General features: G+C 72.1%; 17 protein-coding genes. 3 read left to right on the top strand and 14 right to left on the bottom strand.

The window, feature by feature from the left end; genetic code table 11:
• Positions 1–11: 11 nt before the first annotated feature.
• The 10 genes from RLT59_RS21830 to RLT59_RS21785 are packed head-to-tail and all read right to left on the bottom strand — an operon-like array spanning position 12 to position 10,895.
• Positions 12–1,127: an Ldh family oxidoreductase gene (locus RLT59_RS21830; RefSeq protein ID WP_311304949.1), complete on the bottom strand. Its 1,116-nt coding sequence runs from the start codon at positions 1,125–1,127 to the stop codon at positions 12–14.
• A 51-nt stretch (positions 1,128–1,178) separates the two neighbouring features.
• A complete protein-coding gene (locus RLT59_RS21825) occupies positions 1,179–2,486 on the bottom strand; it encodes a M20/M25/M40 family metallo-hydrolase (protein ID WP_311304948.1) in 1,308 nt (435 codons plus the stop codon).
• Positions 2,479–3,408, bottom strand: coding sequence for a sugar phosphate isomerase/epimerase family protein (locus tag RLT59_RS21820; RefSeq protein ID WP_311304947.1), 930 nt, complete (start codon positions 3,406–3,408; stop codon positions 2,479–2,481). The genes RLT59_RS21825 and RLT59_RS21820 overlap by 8 nt, the downstream gene beginning before the upstream one ends.
• 5 nt (positions 3,409–3,413) lie before the next feature.
• The gene (locus tag RLT59_RS21815) at positions 3,414–4,538 is read right to left on the bottom strand and encodes a DegT/DnrJ/EryC1/StrS family aminotransferase (protein ID WP_311304946.1); all 1,125 of its coding nucleotides are present in this window, start codon (positions 4,536–4,538) and stop codon (positions 3,414–3,416) included.
• Positions 4,535–5,695 carry a DegT/DnrJ/EryC1/StrS family aminotransferase gene (locus RLT59_RS21810; protein ID WP_311304945.1) on the bottom strand — a complete coding sequence of 387 codons (1,161 nt, stop codon included), beginning with the start codon at positions 5,693–5,695 and terminating at the stop codon, positions 4,535–4,537. The genes RLT59_RS21815 and RLT59_RS21810 overlap by 4 nt, the downstream gene beginning before the upstream one ends.
• Complete coding sequence (gene trpA / locus RLT59_RS21805; protein ID WP_311304944.1) at positions 5,692–6,489, bottom strand: tryptophan synthase subunit alpha; 798 nt, start codon at positions 6,487–6,489, stop codon at positions 5,692–5,694. Before trpA ends, RLT59_RS21810 begins: the two co-directional genes overlap by 4 nt.
• Positions 6,486–7,673, bottom strand: coding sequence for a tryptophan synthase subunit beta (gene trpB, locus RLT59_RS21800; RefSeq protein WP_311304943.1), 1,188 nt, complete (start codon positions 7,671–7,673; stop codon positions 6,486–6,488). Before trpB ends, trpA begins: the two co-directional genes overlap by 4 nt.
• On the bottom strand, positions 7,670–8,467 hold the full coding sequence (locus RLT59_RS21795; RefSeq protein ID WP_311304942.1) for an indole-3-glycerol phosphate synthase TrpC: 798 nt from the start codon (positions 8,465–8,467) through the stop codon (positions 7,670–7,672). The genes trpB and RLT59_RS21795 overlap by 4 nt, the downstream gene beginning before the upstream one ends.
• Positions 8,467–9,555 carry an anthranilate phosphoribosyltransferase gene (trpD, locus tag RLT59_RS21790; protein WP_311304941.1) on the bottom strand — a complete coding sequence of 363 codons (1,089 nt, stop codon included), beginning with the start codon at positions 9,553–9,555 and terminating at the stop codon, positions 8,467–8,469. Before trpD ends, RLT59_RS21795 begins: the two co-directional genes overlap by 1 nt.
• Positions 9,555–10,895 carry a nucleotide sugar dehydrogenase gene (locus RLT59_RS21785; RefSeq protein WP_311304940.1) on the bottom strand — a complete coding sequence of 447 codons (1,341 nt, stop codon included), beginning with the start codon at positions 10,893–10,895 and terminating at the stop codon, positions 9,555–9,557. Before RLT59_RS21785 ends, trpD begins: the two co-directional genes overlap by 1 nt.
• Positions 10,896–11,002: 107 nt before the next feature.
• On the opposite strand from RLT59_RS21785, the gene RLT59_RS21780 reads away from it, so the two are divergent.
• On the top strand, positions 11,003–12,403 hold the full coding sequence (locus tag RLT59_RS21780) for a MocR-like pyridoxine biosynthesis transcription factor PdxR (protein ID WP_311304939.1): 1,401 nt from the start codon (positions 11,003–11,005) through the stop codon (positions 12,401–12,403).
• Between the two features lie 21 nt (positions 12,404–12,424).
• Here RLT59_RS21780 and RLT59_RS21775 read toward each other — a convergent pair whose 3' ends face one another.
• From RLT59_RS21775 to RLT59_RS21765, 3 genes are all read right to left on the bottom strand, one after another.
• Entirely contained in the window at positions 12,425–13,099 is a 675-nt protein-coding gene (locus RLT59_RS21775) for a response regulator (RefSeq protein ID WP_073737121.1), read from the bottom strand.
• Positions 13,083–14,084, bottom strand: coding sequence for a sensor histidine kinase (locus RLT59_RS21770; RefSeq protein WP_311304938.1), 1,002 nt, complete (start codon positions 14,082–14,084; stop codon positions 13,083–13,085). The genes RLT59_RS21775 and RLT59_RS21770 overlap by 17 nt, the downstream gene beginning before the upstream one ends.
• A gap of 203 nt (positions 14,085–14,287) precedes the next feature.
• Positions 14,288–15,004, bottom strand: coding sequence for a 4'-phosphopantetheinyl transferase family protein (locus tag RLT59_RS21765; protein ID WP_311304937.1), 717 nt, complete (start codon positions 15,002–15,004; stop codon positions 14,288–14,290).
• Positions 15,005–15,282: 278 nt separating this feature from the next.
• Here RLT59_RS21765 and RLT59_RS21760 point away from each other — a divergent pair, with 278 nt between their 5' ends.
• Entirely contained in the window at positions 15,283–16,332 is a 1,050-nt protein-coding gene (locus tag RLT59_RS21760; protein WP_311304936.1) for a UbiA family prenyltransferase, read from the top strand.
• A gap of 337 nt (positions 16,333–16,669) precedes the next feature.
• Entirely contained in the window at positions 16,670–17,614 is a 945-nt protein-coding gene (locus RLT59_RS21755; RefSeq protein ID WP_311304935.1) for an ACP S-malonyltransferase, read from the top strand.
• A gap of 65 nt (positions 17,615–17,679) precedes the next feature.
• Here RLT59_RS21755 and lysS read toward each other — a convergent pair whose 3' ends face one another.
• The gene (gene lysS, locus RLT59_RS21750) at positions 17,680–19,437 is read right to left on the bottom strand and encodes a lysine--tRNA ligase (RefSeq protein ID WP_311307810.1); all 1,758 of its coding nucleotides are present in this window, start codon (positions 19,435–19,437) and stop codon (positions 17,680–17,682) included.
• Between the last annotated feature and the right edge of the window lie 68 nt (positions 19,438–19,505).

Below are 19,505 nucleotides of genomic sequence, written 5' to 3'. Positions count from 1 at the left end.
GTGGTTGGGGGTCAGGCGGCGGGCGCGAGGGCCCGGACGGCGAGCGCGTCGGGTGCCGCCACGGACAGCTGCTCCGCGAGCGCGACCAGGCCGTCGGCCACCGGTCCCGGCAGCTCGACGCCCTCGCGCCGCGACTGCTCGTACCGCGCGGCCTCCGGGGCTCCCGGGTAGGTGACGCCCCGCGTGGCGTACCCGGCGGCCGGGGAGTTCACGACCGTGTCGAGGAGGCGGCGGTTCTCGGCGGCGATGGCGTGGGCCGAGCCGAACGCGGAGGGGTCGATCACGATCGCGGTGTGGCCCACGTTGTCGTCGCCGGCCGGTTCGCCCTTCAGCACGCCGGGCCGGGGCCCGTAGGCGGCGCCGGACAGCGGGCCGCACAGCAGGTCCACCAGCAGGGCGAGGCCGAAGCCCTTGGCGCCGCCGGTCGAGGCGGGCCCGCCGAGCCAGGCGACGTCCGCCTCCTCCGCCATGAAGTCGGCCGGGTCGGAGGTCGGGGTGCCGTCGTGCCGGATCAGCCACTCCTGCGGGACCTGCCGCCCCTCCCGGTGGGCGGCCTTGATCTTTCCGGTGGCGACCACCGTGGTGCTCATGTCGAGGACGAACGGGGCGCCCTCGGTCACCGGCACGGCCGCGCTCAGCGGGTTGGTGCCGAGCATCCGCACGGTGCCGCCCAGCGGCGGGGCGACGCCCTGGGCGCCGCAGTTCGTCATCGCCAGACCGATCAGCCCGGCGGCCGCCGCCTTCTGCGTGTAGTAGCCGGCGCTGCCGAAGTGGGTGCTGTTGCGGACGGCGACCATGCCGATGCCGGTCTGCCGCGCCTTGGCCATCGCGATGTCCATGGCCAGGTCCATGGTGACGAGGCCGAGCCCGCGGTCCCCGTCCAGCAGGGCGGCCCCGGCGGTCTCCTGGACGACGCGGGGTGCGGCGCCGGCGGCTATCCGGCCGTCGAGCAGCCGGGGGGCGTAGATGTTCACCAGCCCGTTGGTGCCGTGGGTGGTGAAGCCGTTCGCGTCGGCGTACGTGATGACGTCGGCGGCGGTGCGCGCCGACTCGGTGTCCAGGCCGCACTCCGTGAGGACGTCGTTGACGAAGGTGGTGAGCTCGGCGAGGGGGACACGGACGGTCATGGCGAATCCTTTTCCGGGTGAGGTTCTCCGCGGAGAGCGGGGGAAGGTGGGTCAGGCGGCGTGGGCGGCGAAGGCGTGCACCAGCTCCTTGATCCGTCGGGCGTACGTGTCCAGGTCGTCCAGGTGCACGAACTCGTCGGCGGTGTGAGCCCCGTTGGCGTCGAGCTGGCCCGGTCCGCAGGCCACCACATAGCGGCCGGGACCCGGCGCCCAGATCGCGTCGCAGGTGAACGCGGAGCCGTCGGCCAGACCGTCGTGCCGGTGGAACCCGGCCTCGTTCAGTGCGAGTTCGGCCTCCGCGTCCCGGTTGTTCAGGGTCGGCAGGCCCTGCTTCAGCCAGTCCAGGCGGACGATGCGGCGCCAGTCCTTGACCGTGCGCCGGCTGAACGGGTCATGGGCGTGCAGATGCGCGAACTCGGTCCTGGCCTCCTCGATCAGCACCTCCAGGGAGGCGGCCAGCAGTTCGGCCTGCTCGGTCGCCGGGTAGGCGATGTTGAGCAGCAACTGCCCGCCGCCGTAGACCCGGTTGTGCGCGGTGCCGGTGTGCAGACCGGAGACGCAGAGCTTGGCTCCCATGCCGTGGGCGAGCGGGCCGAGCCGGCGGGCGAGGAAGTCCGCGAGGAAGCCGAGCAGCACGGTGGCGTTGTGGCCGTCCGCGGGGTGGTCGTCGGTGGAGTCCTGGCCGAGCACCGTGATCCGGGGGGTCATCGCGGCGGTGCAGCCGTCCATGAAGGTGTTGCCGGTGGGCTCCGCGAACACCATCAGTCGCCCGGTGAACCCGGCGTCGACCAGGGCGCGGGTGCCGTACGTGCCCATCGCGCCGCCCTCCTCGCCGGGCACCGAGGCGATCTGGACCTCGATCCGGCCGTCCAGCCCGGGGTCCTCCGCGAAGGCGGCGGCGACCCCGGCCGCGGCGGCGACCCCGGGGCCCTTGTCGTCGACGGCGCCCCGGCCGTACAGGATCCGCCCGTCCAGCCGGGGCGGGACGTGCGGGCCGACCGTGTCCACGTGGAAGTTGACGACCAGTCGGCGTTCCTGCGGCTGCGGGGCCCCGTGGGCGACGACCACGGAGGGCTGCCCGGCCAGGAACGCGGGCAGGTCGCGGGCGGCCGCCTCCCGGACCGGTGCGGGCACCTCGGGGCGCTCCAGGAGTCCGGGCGCGGGCGCCCGGTGCAGTGCGGTGCGGAATCCGCGCTCGGCGGCACCGGCCAGGAAGACCTGCTGCGCGCGGGCCGCCCCGTCCATGGGGCCGCCCTCCAGCGGCGAGACCGAGTCGACGGCCATCAGCTCGGTCAGCCACTCCAGGTCACCGGCGCCGAGGCCGCCGTGGGTGCGGGTGGTGCGGGCCGTCTCAGCCATGGTGGCTGCCCTCCCAGTACATGGAGCTGTCCGTGGATTCGGTGAACGCGCGGCTGTCCGTGGTGTCGATGCCGAGCAGCGCCGTGCAGCGCCGGGTGTACTCGCGGTAGCCGTCGGCCAGCGCGGCGGGGTCGCCGGCCAGGCCGAGGTGCGGGATGCGGGCCAGGTGGGGTTCCAGGCTGTAGAAGCCCCGGTAGCCGTGGTGCTCCAGCAGAGCCACGCACTCCGCGACATGGGCGGTGCCCTCGCCGGGCATCGTGAATTCGGCCTCCGGGCCGGTGCGGACGCCGTCCTTGATGTGCACGTGCTCCACCCACGGCAGCACGCCCCGCAGGAAGTCGAGCGAGTCGTAGCCATAGGCCAGGCCGTTGCCGGTGTCGAAGAGCAGCCGCAGCCGGGGGCTCGCGACCTCCTCCAGCATCCGCACCGTGTGCGCGGCGCTCCGACCGGCCCAGCCCTGGCAGTTCTCATGCAGCAGGGTCACGCCGAGCTGCTCGGCCTCGCGGGCCAGCGTCTTCATCCGGCGCAGCGACTCGGTGCGCCATTCGCGCTCCGGGCGGCCGTCGCCGGGGTACGACATGACCCGCAGCCGGTCGCAGCCGAGCAGCGCGGCCGCCTTGGCGGAGCGCTCCAGGGTCGCGAGCTCCTCGTCCATGGGGGTGGCGACGGTGGTGGACCAGGAGCCCACCGGGGTGTCGACGACGGGCACCCGCAGACCGGCGACGATGGTGCGCCGGGCCAGGTCGGCGGCGTCACCCGGCTCCAGCTCGTGCAGGCCGAGGCCGTCCACGGTGCGCAACTCGATGGCTTCCATGCCCAGTTCGTGGTGGATGGCCAGCTGCCCCGCCAGGTCGGGGGCGGCCTCGTCCCCGATCCCGCACAGCCGGTCCGCCGTGATGACCAGGTCCTTCGCTGCCGACATCCCGTTCACCTCCCCGCGGTGCAGAAGCGGTTGACGGCGGCCACGACCCGCTCGGCCGCGCCCGGCGCCATGTCCGGGTGCAGGGGCAGCGCGAGGGACTCCCGGGAGAGCCGCTCGGCCACCGGGAAGTCACCGGGCCCGTGGCCGAGGTGGGCGAACGCGGGCTGGAGGTGCAGCGGACGCGGGTAGTAGACGACGGTCTCGATGCCCTCCTTGGCCAGCTGGGCGCGCAGTTCGTCGCGCTGCTGGGCGCGTACGACGTACGTGTAGACGGAGCGCTCCTCGAAGCCGGCGGGCGGCGGCAGCAGTGCCGGGCCCAGCGGGCGCAGCCCCTCCTCGTAGATCGCGGCGATCTCGCGGCGGCGTTCCAGCAGCCGGTCCAGGTGCGGGAGTTTGCGGAGCAGGAAGCCGGCGGTGAGCTCGTCCATCCGGCAGTTGAAGCCGAGCAGCTCGTGGTAGAAGCGCTTGCCGGCGGGCTGGCCGTGGTTGCGCAGCATGCGTGCGGTGCGGGCGAGCTCGTCGTCGTCGGTGACGATCATTCCGGCGTCCCCGATGCCGCCCGCGGGCTTGGCGGGGAAGAAGGAGTACACCCCGGCGTGCCCGTGCCGGCCGGCGGGCCTGCCGTCGACCGTGGCGCCGAGCGCGATCGCGCTGTCCTCGACCAGGTGCAGTCCGCGCCGGGCGGCGAGCTCTGCGAAGGCGCCCATCTTCGGGGAGTTCGAGAACAGGTAGGCCGGGAGCAGCGCCCTGGTGCGTTCGGTGACGGCGGCCTCGGCGGCGGCCGGGTCGAGCAGGCCGGTCTCGTACTCGACGTCCGCGAAGACCGGGCGGGCTCCGCGCAGGGCGACGGTGGAGGCGGTGGAGACGAAGGAGAACGCGGGGGTGACCACCTCGTCGCCGTCACCGAGGCCGAGGGCGGCGAGGATCACGCTCAGCGCTCCGGTGCCGCTGGCCACGGCGATGGCGTGCGCCGCTCCGGTGCGTGCGGCGATCTCCGACTCCAGGCGCTCGACCCGGGACTTCAGGATGAACTCGTCGCTCAGTGCGACCTCTTGGAAGACCTCCACGATGTCGTCGGCCCAGTCGGCCGAGCGGGCGGGCCAGTCGAAGTAGGGGATGGCAGTGGTCACGATGCGGCTCCGTAGAAGGCGAGGATCAGGGCGGCGACGCGGTCGGCCTGCTCGTCGGTGAGGCCGGGGTACATCGGCAGACCCAGGGCCCGGGTCGCGGCGGCGGCGGCGACCGGGACGGGGTGGCGGGAGCCCGGCAGCGGGGCCAGCAGCGGCTGGTCCGTGAGCGGGCGGGGGTAGTACGCCTCGGTGCCGACGCCGTTCGCTTCGAGGTGGGCGGCCAGCTCGTCCCGCCGGTCGCACTCGATGAGGTAGACGTAGTAGACCTGGTTGCTCGGGGTCTTGGCGGGCGCCATCCAGGGGGTGTCGACCATGCCGGCCAGCGGCGCGAGCAGCCGGTCGTAGCGGGCGGCCAGCTCGGCGCGCCGCTCCGTCTCCTCACTGAGCCGCTCCAGGCGGTGCAGCAGGAACGCCGCGTGCAGCTCGTCGCAGCGGCTGTTGTAGCCGAGCTCCTGGTAGACGTAGGCGCCGTCCGTGGCGTACGCGCCGTCCGTGCCCTGGCCGTGCAGGCGCAGCCGCCGGGCGGCGGCGGCAATCTCGTCGTCGTCGGTGAGCAGCATCCCCGCGTCGCCGAGCGAGCCCAGCGTCTTGGTGGGGAAGAAGGAGAGCACGCCACCGCTGCCCCACAGGCCCGCGTGGACGCCGCCGGCCCACATGTCGATGCCCTCGGCGCTGTCCTCCAGCAGGATCAGTCCGTGCCGGTCCGCCAGGTCCTTGAGCACCTCCATGTCGGCCATCTGCGAGAACAGGTGCACCGGCATGATCGCCCTGGTCCGCTCGGTGATCGCTTCCTCTGCCCGCCTCGGGTCCATCGCGTAGCTGCCGGGCAGCACGTCGACGAGCACCGGCTGGGCGCCCACGTGCAGGACGGCGGAGGCGGTCGCGAAGAAGGTGTACGCGGGGACGATCACCTCGTCGCCGGGGCCGATGCCCGCCGCCCGGAGCAGGATCACCAGGGCGTCGGTCCCGTTGGCGACGGCCACCGCGTGCCGGGCGCCGGTGCGGGCGGCGATCGCCGCCTCCAGTTCGGCGGTGACCGGGCCGGAGGTGAACCGGCCGGAGGCGGCGACCTCACGGATCCGGGCCTCAAGGCGGGGCCAGTCGCGGCGGACGGAGGCGGCGCCGCTGAAGAAGGGGATGGCGGTGGCGTCGCTCATCGGGTGGCCGCCTTCAGGGAGGAGATCAGCCCCGTGACGGCCTGGCGGCGGCCGGCCGCGTCCTTGGCCGCGCCGATCGCCTGGAGCAGCGCGCTGCCCACGATCACGCCGTCCGTCCTACCGTGCAGCGCGGCGACGTGGTCCGGGCGGGAGATGCCGAACCCGACGGCCATCGGGGTGTCGCCGGCCGCCCGCACCCGCTCCAGGTAGGCGTCGATGCCGGGGTCGAGCTCGGAGCGGACCCCGGTGACGCCGTTCGCCGCGAGGACGTAGAGGAAGCCCCGGGAGGCGGCGGCGGAGGCGGCCATCCGCTCCGGCGAGCTGCCGGGGGCGGTGAAGAAGGTCTGGCCGAGCTCGGTGGCCTCGGCCTGCGCCAGCCACTCGGCGCCCTCACCGACCGGCAGGTCCGGGACGACGAATCCGTCGGCGCCGGCCGACCTGGCGTCGTCGTACAGCTGGGTGAGGCCGTAGCGCAGGAACGGGTTGCAGTAGCCCATCAGCACGATCGGCGCCTCCACCCCGGCGGCCCGCGCCTCCGCGACCACGTCGAGGGTGGCGGCGGTGGTGGTGCCGGTGTCCAGGGCGGCCTGTCCGGTGGCCTGGATGACCGGGCCGTCACCGAGCGGGTCGGAGAACGGGACCCCGAGCTCGATCACGTCGGCGCCCGCGTCCACCGCGGCGGAGATCAGGCCGACGGTCTCGCCGAGGTGCGGGTAGCCGGAGGTGAGGTAGGCGACGAGGGTGGTCTCGTCCTTGGCCCGGTTGTCGGTGAAGGTCTGTTCGAGGCGTTTCATCGGGTGGTCTCCTCACGCTGCTTCAGGGCGGCCATGGCGGAGGTGAGGTCCTTGTCACCGCGGCCGGAGAGGTTGACGAGGATGGTGCTGCCGGGTGCGGACTCGCGGGCCACCTTCAGGGCGCCGGCCACCGCGTGCGCGGACTCCAGGGCCGGGAGGATGCCCTCCTGCGAGCTGAGCGCGGCGAACGCGTCCAGCGCCTCGTTGTCGGAGGCCGAGATGTACTCGACCTTCCCGGTGTCCTTGTAGTGCGAGTGCTCGGGGCCGACGCCCGCGTAGTCGAGGCCGGGCGCGATGGAGTGGGTGAGCTGGATCTGCCCGTCGTCGTCCTGGAGCAGGTAGGTGCGGGTGCCCTGGAGGACGCCGGGGTCGCCGTAGAGCAGCGGGGCCGCGTGCCCGCCCTGGCCGCCCTTGCCCTCGCCCGCCGCCTGTACGCCGACGAGCCGGACCGGGTCGTCGAGGAAGGCGCTGAACATCCCGGCCGCGTTGGAGCCGCCGCCGACGCAGGCGACGACCGCGTCGGGCAGCCGGTCGTTCTCCTCCAGGAACTGGGCGCGGGCCTCGCGGCCGATGACCGACTGGAAGTTGCGCACGATGGTGGGGAAGGGGTGCGGGCCGACGACGGAGCCGAGCAGGTAGTGCGTGGTGTCGGGGCGGGCGATCCACTCGCGGATCGCCGCGTTGATGGCGTCCTTCAGGGTCGCCGTGCCGAGGTCGACCAGCTCGACGCGGGCGCCGAGCAGCTCCATCCGCTGCACGTTGGGGGCCTGGCGCTCGGCGTCGACCCGGCCCATGTAGATGGTGGCCTCAAGACCGAGGTAGGCACAGGCCGCGGCCACGGCCACGCCGTGCTGGCCCGCGCCGGTCTCCGCGATGATCTGCTTCTTGCCGAGCCGGCGGGCGAGCAGAGCCTGCCCCACCGAGTTGTTGATCTTGTGGGCGCCGGTGTGGGTCAGGTCCTCCCGCTTGAGCCACAGCTTGACGCCGTTCTCGGTGACGCCGAGCCGGTGCAGCTCGGTGATCGGGGTGGGCCGCCCGACGAACATCTTGAGCAGCCGGTCGAGCTCCGCGTTGAACTCCGGGTCGACCAGGGCCTTGTGGTACTCCTCCTCCAGTTCCTGCAGCGGGCCCACCAGGGTCTCCGCGACGAACTGTCCGCCGTACTCGCCGAATCGGCCGTTCACGAGGCCACCTCCAGAATCGGGACCCCGGTGAAGGACCGCAGCTGGGCGGCGGGGTCGGGGCTGCTGAGCAGGGATTCACCGATCAGCGCGGCGTCGAAGCCGTGCGCCGCGATGCGTTCGATGTCGGGGCGGCCGCCGAGGCCGCTCTCGCTGACGGTCAGCACGCCGCGCGGGATGTCGCGGCGCAGCCTGGCCGAGTTGTCGAGCTCCACGGAGAAGGTCTGCAGATCCCGGTTGTTGATGCCGATGATGCGGGCCCCGGAGCGCAGCGCCCGGTCCACCTCGTCCTGGGTGAAGGTCTCCACCAGTGCGTCGAGGCCGAGTCCGTGCGCGGTCTGCACCAGGTCGGTGAGCAGGGCGTCACCGACGGCGCGGGCGATGATCAGGACGCCGTCGGCGCCGCTGTCGTGGGCCAGGTGCATCTGCCGGATGTCGACCATGAAGTCCTTGAACAGGACGGGGACGGTGACGTCCGGGTGCTCCGCGACGGTACGGACCAGCTCCGGCGAGCCGCCGAAGAAGGGCGTGTCACCGAGTACGGAGATGGCCGAGGCCCCTCCGTCGATGTACTTCCCGGCCATGGGGACCGCCAGTGCGGGGTCGAGCAGCTGTCCCTTGGAGGGGGACTTCGGCTTGATCTCGGCGATGACCGAGATCTCGGGGCCGCTCAGTGCGGCGGCGAACCGGCCGGATACGGCGGGCGTACGGCGCCCTCGGGCGGCCGCGTCGGCTGCCGCCGGGCCGCTCCAGGCGGCGCGTTTGGCGGCGACTATCTCATCGAGGTGCGTGGCCATCAGAGGCTCTCCCGGGTGGTCGAGGTGCGGTCGGTGCGGGCTGCGGGCCCGGCCGGGGTGGGCTGCCGTGCGGCGAGCCGGGCGGCCAGTTCGGCCGGTGCTCCGCTCCGCACGGCGTGCCGGGCCAGGTCGAGTGCGGACGGCAGGCCGGGTGCCTGTCCGGCGAGGTGGAGCACGGCCGCCGCGTTCAGCAGCACCGTGTCGAGCAGCGGGCGGGGCGCCGTGCCGGCCAGCACCTGGCGGGCGAGGACCGCGTTGCGTGCCGGGCCACCGCCCGCCAGTTCGGCGCGGCCCGCCGGGCGCAGGGGCAGCCCGGCCGGGTCCACGGTGGACTCGGTGACGTCGCCGCCGTCCACCTGGAGGACCCGTGCGGGGCCCGCGGTGGTGAGTTCGTCCATCCCGTCGTAGCCCTGGATGACCCAGGTCCGCCGGTAGCCGAGGAGTGCCGCGGCCTGCGCCATGACCTCCTGGTCCTGCCGGGTCGCGGTGCCGATGAGCCGGCCGGTCAGGGGTACGGGGTTGGCGAGCGGCCCCGACAGGTTGAACAGGGTGCGGAAGCCGAGCCGGCGGCGGACCGGGGCCAGCCGGCGCAGTGCCGGGTGGAGTGCCGGGGAGAAGAGGAACGCGAACCGGTCTGCGGCCAGCAGCTCCCCGATGCGCTCCCCGGGGTCGAGCTCGATGCCCAGGGCCTCCAGCAGGTCGGCGCTCCCGCACTGCGAGGTCGCCGCCCGGTTGCCGGCCTTGGCGACGGTCGCCCCGGCGGAGGCCGCGACCAGCGCGGCCAGCGTGGAGATGTTGACCGAGCCGCTGCCGTCACCACCGGTGCCGACCACATCGACCGCCGGGCCCGTCCAGCCGACCGGCCTGGCCACCGCGAGCACCGCCCGCACCGCCGCCGCCACCAGGACCGGGGTGGCCCCGCCCACCGCGACGGCGGTCAGGAAGGCAGCGGCCTCCACCTCGTCCGTCGTCTCGTCCAGCAGCTCCGCGACCGCGTCCTGTGCCGCCTGCGCGGAGACCGTCCGGCCCGCGACCGCGTCCCTGGTGACGGCCGGGAGGGCACGGCCGCCGAGCAGGGTGGCCGCCATCAGAGCACCGCCACATTGCTGGCCGTCTCAAGCTTGTTGTGGGTGTCCAGGACGACCGGCGGGATGCCCCACAGCAGGTCCTGCTCCAGCCCGGGTACGGCGGTGACCATGACCGCGGCGTCCAGCTGCGCCAGCTCCGCCGCCGCCCACGCGGCGGCCGCGACCGGCTCCCCGTCCACGACGAGGTCCGGGACCAGCGGGTCATGGTAGGAGACGGTGGCCCCGGCGGCGCGCAGACCCCGGATGACGTCCAGGGCGGGGGCGTTGCGCAGATCGGCGACCCCGGACTTGTAACTGACCCCGACGACAAGGACCTTGGCGCCGCTCAGCGTGGAGTCGCGGGCCCCGATCAGCTCCGCCAGCCGCTCCACGACCTGGCCGGGCCGCTTCTCGACCCGGTCGAAGGCGGCGGCCACCAGCTTCATGTCGGTGCCGGCCCGGTCCGCGGCCTCGCGCAGGAACAGCGGGTCGACCGGGATGCACTCGCCGCCCACGCCGGGCCCGGGGTAGTGCGGAAGGAATCCGTAGGGCTTGGTGGAGGCGGCGTCGATGACCTCGCGGACCGGTATGTCCAGGTGACGGCACAGGTCGGAAAGCTCAAGCGTGAGGCTGATGTTGACCAGTCGGAAGGTGTTCTCGAAGACCTTGGAGAGCTCGGCCACCTCCGTCCGCGAGACCGGCACCACCGTCTCGCAGACCAGCCCGAACAGGGCGGCGGCGCGGCGGGTGCACTCCTCGGTGAGACCGCCCACCACCTTGGGGGTGTTGGTGAGGTTCCAGCCGTTGGTGTTGGCGGGGTCGACCCGCTCCGGGGCCATCGCCATGTGGAAGTCGGTGCCCGGCTCCAGGCCGGTGGCGTCCGCGAGGGCGGCCGCGGCGGCGGCGGTGGTGCCCGGCGGGACGGTGGACTGGAGGATCAGCAGCGTCCCCCGGCGCAGCAGCGGCGCCACCGAGTCCATCGCGGAGTTGACGTAATCCAGGTTGGCCTGCTGGTCTCCGGTGACCGGGGTCGGCACGCAGACGATCAGCACATCCGAGCCGGCCAGCTCGCCCGGCTCCGTGGTGGCGCTCAACCGCTCGCTCACCGAGGCCAGTTCGGCGTCGCTCACATCCGGCAGATAGGAACTGCCGCGCGCCACCCGGTCGACCCGCTCGGCGTCCGTGTCCAGCCCGCGGACCGGAAGGCCCGCCGTGGCGAAACCGAGACCGAGCGGGAGACCGGTGTAGCCGAGTCCGACGATTCCCACGCGCAGGGTATGGCTCTCGATCTTCTCGTCGAAGACCTGTGCGCCGTCCCGCCCGTGAATCGCGGGAGCGATTACGCCAGTCATTGCAACCATGGGATTCTCCCTCTGAGTGCTATAAATAAAGGCCGTTGGCGTGATCAATTAGGCCAGTGGGCCGGGGGGACCACCCAGACCACTGCGGGGGAGACGGAGCAGACCAGATGGCCTGGTACCTGTCGGTCCAAGTGGACCGAGACTCGGCTGTACCGCTCACCGCGCAACTGCAGAACGCCATCAAGAGCCGGGTCGAGGACCGGGTTCTGCACCCCGGATCACGGCTGCCTTCGAGCCGTCAACTCGCCCTGGACCTGGGCCTTTCGCGCAGCGTGGTGGTCGAGGCCTATGAGCAGCTGATCGCCGAGGGATACCTCGACGCGGTCCGCGGCTCGGGCACCCTCGTCGCGCGGAAACTGCCCGAGAGCGTCGGTGACACCTCGCTGCTGGATTCCCGTCCGGCGACAAGTGCCCGCTGGGACCTGCGGGTAGGCATCGCGAACCTGTCGAATTTCCCGCGTCAGGAGTGGCTCAACTCCTATACGAAGGTGCTGCAGAATGTCGGCCGGGAAGGGATGGACTACCCGCCGGTCGCCGGGATCGCGGAGTTGCGCAATGAACTCTCCGCCTATCTGGGCCGGGTGCGCTCGGTACACGCGGAGCCGGGGCAGGTGATGGTCACCGCGGGCTTCGCCCAGGGCCTCGCGCTGCTGGCCGACTCCTTCCAGCGGCTCGGCATCCATGAACTGGCCATCGAGGAGCCGGGGCACAACGGGCAGCGCCGGTTCATCCTGGACACCGGGATCACCCCGGTGGGGGTGCCGGTGGACGAGGAGGGCCTGATCGTCGAGGCGCTGGAGCGCTCGGGCGCCCGCGCGGTCCTGGTCACCCCCGCGCACCAGTTCCCGACCGGGGTGATGATGTCGCCGGAGCGCCGGCAGCAGCTGCTGGCCTGGGCGCGGGCACGGGACGGCTGGATCATCGAGGACGACTACGACGGCGAGTTCTGGTTCGACCGGGGCGCGAGGCCCACCGCGCTCCAGGAGGGCGACCCGGAGCGGGTGGTCTACGCGGGCACCACCAGCAAGGTGCTGGTGCCGGGGCTGCGGCTGGGCTGGCTGGCGATACCCCCGAAGCTGTACCCGCTGATGGAACGGGTCCGCTCCCGCCAGGACCAGGGCTCCGACACCCTCACCCAGCTGGCCTTCGCCGAGCTGATGCGCAGCGGGCTGCTGGACCGGCACCTGCGCCGGGTCCGCTCCCGCTACCGCTCCCGCCGCGAGGCGCTGGCGGCGGCCGTCCACGAGTCGCTGCCGGAGGCCCGGCTCATCGGCTGCGCGGCCGGACTGCACAGCTACGCCGTACTGCCCCCAGGCACCGACGAGGCGGCCGTGGTGCACGGCGCCCAGCGCCGCTCGGTCCTGGTCCGCAGCGGCCGGCAGTTCCGGTTCAGCGGGATGCCCGGCGCGCCGGGGCTGCTCCTGGGGTACGGCTCACTGCCCCTGACGGGCATCTCGGACGCCATCGAGGCGATCGGCGCCTCCTACCGCGAGGCCGCGCGCGGCTGAACGCGGCTGAACGACGGGACCTCAGCGCATCGACCGGCCGCGCGGGGCGGCGATCAGCTTCTGGGCCAGCGCCTTGTTCACCGCGTCGATGCGCGAGACGGCTTCCAACTTGTCGAAGATGTTGCGCAGATGACGCTTCACGGTGCCTTCTGTGATGCCGAGCCGGGCCGCGATCTGCCGGTTGCTCATGGCCTCCGCGACGCACGTCAGCACCTCGCGCTCGCGCGGCGAGACCGGCCCGGCGTCCTGCTCCTGGGTCTGGTATCCGCCCGAGGTGTAGCCGGAGCGCGGCACCAGGATGGTGATCTGGTCGTCCTCCCGCGCCGCGTTGCGCACCGCGCTGAGCAGCGCCGCGCGCGACACGCTCTTGTGCAGATAGCCCCGGGCGCCCAGCTGCAGCAGTTCGTGCACGAGCGGCTGGTCGTCATACATCGTCAGGATGATGATGCGCAGGCTCGGAAAACGCTCCAGGAGCCCGCGTACGGCCGCCCTGGGGTGGTGGTCCGGCATCTCCACGTCGAGCAGCACCACGTGCGGCTGGTGGCGCTCCACCAGCTCGACGAGGCCCCGTCCGCTGCTCGCCTCCGCCACGACCTGGAGGTCGTCCTCCGCATTGAGCAGTTCGGCCAGCGCGGTGCGCAGCAGGGTGTGGTCGTCGGCCGCGAGGATGCGGATCAGTTCAGGTCGCGCGTTCAACGGAATCACCTGGGAGGTCCATCAGGGGGATCGTGATCGTGACCCGGGTGCCGACGGCATCGGGAGCGCTGGTGAACAGGATTGTCCCGCCCAGGAGTTCGACCCGTTCGGTGGCGGAGGCGATGCCGTTGGCCTTGCCCGCCATGGCGACCGCCGAGACGTCGAACCCGCGGCCGTCGTCCTCGATGAGGGCCTGCAGTTTGTACGGGGCGATGTCGATCGCGGCGAGCACGTGCTCGGCCTCCGCGTGGGCCAGTGAGTTGCGCAGGCACTCCCGCACCACGAGGAACACCTCGTCGAGCACGTCCTGCGGGGCCCACTCCTCGCTGCCGTTGACCTGGATGCGCACCTTGGAGGGGGTGATCTCCATCGACTCCAGGAACGCGGTGAACGCGGACTCCAACGTGCCCTCGCGGTCGGCCCGGCGCAGCTGGGTGACCAGGTCGCGGATGATCCCGAGCGATTCGGTGAGGGTGTCCTTGACGGAGCCGATCCGGGCGACGACCTCCTCCGGTCTGGACTCCCAGGTCAGCTCGTGCAGCTCGATGCGACGCAGGGCCAGGCTGACGTGGTTGCCCAGGTGGTCGTGGATCTCGCGGGCGAGCTGCCGCTGGGTGGCGGCGTTGACCTCGCGCACGGTGTTCAGCAGGTAGGTGTCGTGCCCCAGCGCGCCGGCCTCCAGCCGCCTGCCGATGCCCCGTTGCAGGGTGCGCACCCCGGCCTGGAACCCGTCGAACGCGGAGGGCGAGTTCACCATGGCCTTGCCGAGCGCGTCGAAGACGATGTCGAAGAGGAGCAGCCCGGCCCGGATGGAGTGCACGGCGTCGATGCCCTGTGTGGCGCGCTGCACCCCCAGCCCCGCGACCTGCTGGATCAGCGTGTCCCGCACGTCGGCCCGGCCGTGCTGCAGGCTGTCCGCGCAGTCCCGGATGATCCGCTCGGCCTGCAGCGCGCACGTATGCCAGGCGCCGTCACTCGCGACCAAGGGGCTTTTGATCTCTTCGAGCCGGCTCCGGTAGTCGGACAGTAATTCCGGAGTCCGAGCCAGAAGTTGTTCGGCTGTGTCGGATTCAATAAAACCTGAATGCGTCATTAAAGAGCCCCCACCCTCACCAGAAACCGACCCTCGGATCATCATCGTACGGTTACGGAATGTCAACACGGCTCCTCCCGTCCCACATACCGGACTCAGTCTTCCGGCGGCCATGAGAATGCGCTTACTTCGGCCCCGGGCATCGCGGTGGCGACGGATCCGACGTATCCGTCCGGGCAGTCCACAGGGTGTACGTACCACTCGACCGGATCGCCCGAACGGTGCGCGCGGCGCAGCCCGTCCGTTCCCGGATCACCGACGGAGACCGGGGTCCGAAGTCCGGTTCCGGCGGCTTTGCCCACCGCTTCGATTGCCGTCCACATTCGGAATCCGTTTATCCGGTCTTTTTTTCCCACCTCCGGCACCCGCCGCCAGTCGAACACCGGGCGGACCCGCTCGACGTCCACCCCGACCGGACCCGGCGGCCCCGTCACACCCACCAGGGCGGCCGCCCCGGAGTGCGACAGGCTGAACCCGAGGTCCGGCCAGGCCCCGTCCACGAGCACCGGCCGGCCGCGGCCGCAGTCACCGCACACCTCCGGCTCCGGGCAGCGCCGGGTGAAGCGCGGCAGATCCGGAGGGACGCCGAGATATCCCGCGAGCACGGCGCGCAGCGCGAGATGCGCGCGGCGGTAGCGCGACCGCGCCACGGGGTGCCGGATCCGCGCCGCACGGGCGCGTTCGGCCAGGTCGAGGACCGCGTCCGCGCCATCGGGCGGGACCCGGTCCAGGGAGACGGACCAGACATGGATCTCGTCCGGCGCGAGAACCGCGCGAGCCGGACTCAGGGACAGGGGCGCAGGGATATGCATGACGGCTTCCCGGGGTCGGAAATGGACCAGGGCTGCCAACGGCCCGTTACGGGAAGCGGGGTGCCGGAAAGGACGGCGCCCGCCTGCTCACCAGCGAAGCGCCGGGGCGGGGCGGGCGGGGGGTCCACTTCGGCGGTGGTCCGGCGTACCAGAAGGGCGCAGCCGCCTCCCGGCCGGGAAGAACGGTCGGGACGAACGGGACACCGGGCGCGGGGTGCGGGACCTGGGATTATTCGGAATCCGACCAACCGGTCTTGCGTGCCTCTTTAGTGGTAGCCATGGCTCATTTGCGGAACAGTCAGGGCGGACCGCTAATGCCTAGGCTCCTGGACATGCCTACGGCGACGATACGGCCACTGCCTGTGACTGCACCCAGCGGCCCGAAGCACGGAATTCCTCGAACTCCTCAGACTCCTCGAATTACCCGACCCAGTCGGATCGCTCGGACTTCCCGGATTCTTCGGCTCTGCATAGAAGAATCGCGCCCCGCCGTCCTGGCGGCATTTCAGCTCCGCTATCTCGCCGGCACGGCCCTGGCGATCGCGTCCGTCCCGGAGATCAGCGGCCGCTCCGTACTCCAGGCGGTATTCGGCTCCGTCGCGTGGTTCGGCGCCGTCTTCTACACGTACCTCTACAACGGGTGCATGGACTACCGGGAGGACCGGGTCAACGGCTCGGCCCGGCCGATAGCCAGCGGCCGGCTGTCCCGCAGCACCGCGCTGAACGTGGCACGCTGCTCGGCCGCCGCCGCACTGCTGTCCGCCGCGGCCGCCGGCCTCGGCACGCTGGTGCTGTGCACGGCCATGCTGCTCCTCGGGCACGCCTACTCCTCGCCGCGCACCGCCTGGAAGAACCGGACACCGTCCGTGATGGGCGTGGTGTTCGTGTCCGGGCTGCTCACCTACGCCGCCGGTCCGCTCACCCTCGGCGTCCAGCCCCAGTCCCCGGCGCTGCTCCTGACGGCCCTCGCCATGTCCCTGTGGATGGCGCTGGTCGGGGCGGTGGCAAAGGACTTCTCCGACATCGCGGGCGACGCGGCGGCGGGCCGCCGGACATGGGCGGTCGCGCTGGGCGAACGCCGCACCCGCGTCCTGGTCGCGCTGGGCGCCTGCACCGTGGGCGGGGGCTTCACCGCCGGAGCGCTGTGCTGGGCCCCGGAGCAGCTGCCGACCGCGTGCGTGGTCCTGGTGGGCGGGCTCGCGCTGTCGGTCGTGACGCTCGCGGGCCGCGCCACCGACAGCCGCCACCAACGGCGGCGCCCGTACCGCTACTTCATGGTCACGCAGCACTGCGCGCATCTGGCGCTGCTCGCCCAGGTCCTCGTCTGACCGGCACGGTCTCCGCCGGGCAGAGGCTCTTCGCGGCCGCCCCGGCCATTCGGCTCAACGCCCGTACCCACCCTGGAAACACAAAGGAACACCGCCCCCGTTCCAAAGGCACATTCACCCACCACTCAAGTGCAACGTACCTGCTGTACCGGGTGGTTGAGGTGATTTCATCACCGGAGAAAGCAACGGATCGCAAAAATGTGGTCCGGACCGCGGACTCCGGGAATGAAAGTGTCGCTGACTCCGGCGGAGAAATACTCGCGTAACGGTGGAGCGGAACGCGCTCCTCACCGTGTGTCAGCACCACGCCCCGGCCGCAGGAAGGAGACGGAAGACGATGACGAGCACCCGACTGGCACTCACATTCCCCGGCCAGGGAGCCCAGCGTCCCGGTATGGGCCTGCCCTGGACCCACACCCCCGGCTGGTCGGTGGTGGCGGAGGTCTCCGAGGCCGCGGGCCGGGACATCGGGACCCTGCTGCTGGACGCCGACACGGCGACGCTGCGGCGTACCGACAACGCCCAGCTGACCACCTTCACCCTGGCGCTGGTCGCCATGACGGAACTGCGCCGCCAGCACCCGCTGGCCACCTTCCCCGGCGCCTGCGCCGGACACAGCCTGGGCGAGTACTCCGCGCTCGTCGCCGCCGGGATCCTGGACCCGCAGGACGCGGTGCGGCTGATCATGGCGCGCGGTGACGCGATGCGGGCGGCCTGCGAACGTACCGAGGGCACGATGGCCGCGGTCCTCGGCCTGGACACCGACCGGGTCCAGGAGGTCGTCGACGAGATCCACGCGACGGGCGGGCAGGTGTGGCTGGCCAACCTCAACTCCCCGCAGCAGACGGTCATCGCGGGCCGGACGGCCGACGTGGAGCGCTGCTCACAGGCGGCGCAGCGGGCCGGGGCGGTGAAGGTGGTGGCGCTGACGGTCGACGGTGCCTTCCACACCCCGCTGATGGCCGGGGCGGTCGAGCCCTTCACGGCGGCCCTGGCCACGGCCCGCTTCATGCCCGGCCACTCCGCGGTCGTCGCCAACGTGGACGCCCGCGCCCACCGGGGCGGGCCGCACTGGGCGGAGCTGCTGCGCCGCCAGCTCACGGCACCGGTCCGCTGGTCGGACACGCTCCACACGCTCACCGCCGAGCTGGCCTGCGACCGCCTCATGGAGATCGGTCCGGGCCGCACCCTGACGGGCCTGGCCAAGGCCACCGTCCCTCGGGTACCGCGCGACACGTTCTCGGACCCGAGGACGTCCCTGGCCACCGCCCCGGCCGTCTGAGAACAACGGGGTGACGACGCGAAGGGCCGCCGGAGACCCCGGCGGCCCTTCGCACCGTCGTCCGGTCAGCCGCCGAGCAGCCCCCGCACCCGGTCCGCCCCGACCGCGAGCAGCAGCGTGGGCAGGCGCGGCCCGGTGTCCCGGCTGACGAGCAGCCGGTACAGCAGCGCGAAGAACGACCGCTGCGCGACCTTCAGCTCGGGCGTCGGCTTGGCGTCGGGCTCAAGCCCGGCCAGCGTCTTCGGCACGCCGTAGACGAGCGTGGTCAGCCCGTCCAGCGACCAGTGCGAGTCGAGCCCGTCCAGCAGCAGCCGCAGCGAGGCGCGGCCCTCTTCGTCGAGCGAGCCGAGCAGCTCCTTGTCCGGCTGGTCCCGGACGATGGTGCGGGCCTCGGCCGGGACCTGGGTGGTGATCCAGTTCTCCGCCCGGTCCAGCCGGGGCCTGGCCTCGTCCAGCGAGGTCAGCGGGGACGAGGGGTCCAGCTCGCTGAGGATGCGCAGCGTCTGGTCCTCGGCCCCGGCGGTGATGTCCGCGACCGAGGCGAGGGTGCGGTACGGCAGCGGGTGCGGGGTGCGCGGCAGCTCACCGGCAGCCGTCCCGATCGCGCGGGCGTGCGCCGCGGCGTCGGCCGGCAGCACGGAGCCGTCGGCGACCTTGCGCTCCAGCGAGTCCCACTCGTCGTACAGCCGCTGGATCTCCTGGTCGAAGGCGATCTTGAAGGACTGGTTGGGCCTGCGGCGCGCGTAAAGCCAGCGCAGCAGCGGCGCCTCCATGATCTTCAGCGCGTCGGCCGGGGTCGGCACACCGCCCTTGGAGGAGGACATCTTCGCCATGCCGGAGATCCCGACGAACGCGTACATCGGTCCGATCGGCTGCACCCCGCCGAAGATCTCGCGGACGATCTGGCCGCCGACGACGAACGAGGAACCGGGCGAGGAGTGGTCGACGCCGCTCGGCTCGAAGATCACGCCCTCGAACGCCCAGCGCATCGGCCAGTCGACCTTCCAGACCAGCTTGCCCCGGTTGAACTCCTTCAGCCGGACCGTCTCCGCGAAGCCGCAGGCCGAGCAGGTGTAGTTCAGCTCTGTGCTCTCGTCGTCGTACGAGGTGACCGTGGTCAGGTCCTTCTCGCAGTTGCCGCAGTAGGGCTTGTACGGGAAGTAGCCGGCCGAGCCGCCGCTGCCGTCGTCCTCGCTCGCGGCGCCGGAGCCCGCCTCGGCCTCCAGCTCGGCCTCGTCGGCCTTCTTCTGCTGCGGCTTCTTGCCCTTGCCGCCCGCCGCCCCGTCCTTCTTGGTGCGGTAGCGGTCCAGGACGGCGTCGATGTCGGCGCGGTGCCGCATCGCGTGCAGGATCTGCTCGCGGTACGTCCCCGCCAGATACTGCTCCGTCTGGCTGATCCCGTCGTACTCGACGCCCAGCTCGTCCAGCGACGCCAGCATGGCGGCCTTGAAGTGCTCGGCCCAGTTCGGATACGCGGAACCGGCCGGGGCGGGCACCGAGGTCAGCGGCTTGCCGATGTGCTCGGCCCACGACTCGTCGATCCCCGGGACGCCGTTCGGCACCTTGCGGTACCGGTCGTAGTCGTCCCAGGAGATCAGGTGCCGGACGGTGTACCCGCGGCGGCGGATCTCGTCGGCGACCAGGTGCGGGGTCATGACCTCGCGGAGGTTGCCCAGGTGGATCGGGCCCGACGGGGAGAGGCCGGAGGCGACGACGACCGGTTTGCCAGGCGCACGACGCTCCGATTCGGCGATGACCTCGTCCGCGAAGCGGGAGACCCAGTCGGTCTCGGTGCTGCTCTGACTCTGAGCCACGGTCGGCACGTCCTTCTCTCTTGTAGGACTCATAGGGGCAGGGGCCATTCTCCCAGGTACCACCCACAGCGCGAAAA

This window comes from Streptomyces sp. ITFR-6, assembly GCF_031844725.1.
Lineage (GTDB): Bacteria > Actinomycetota > Actinomycetes > Streptomycetales > Streptomycetaceae > Streptomyces.
Note: the sequence above shows the minus strand (reverse complement) of the source record. Positions and strands in the feature narration are given on the sequence as shown.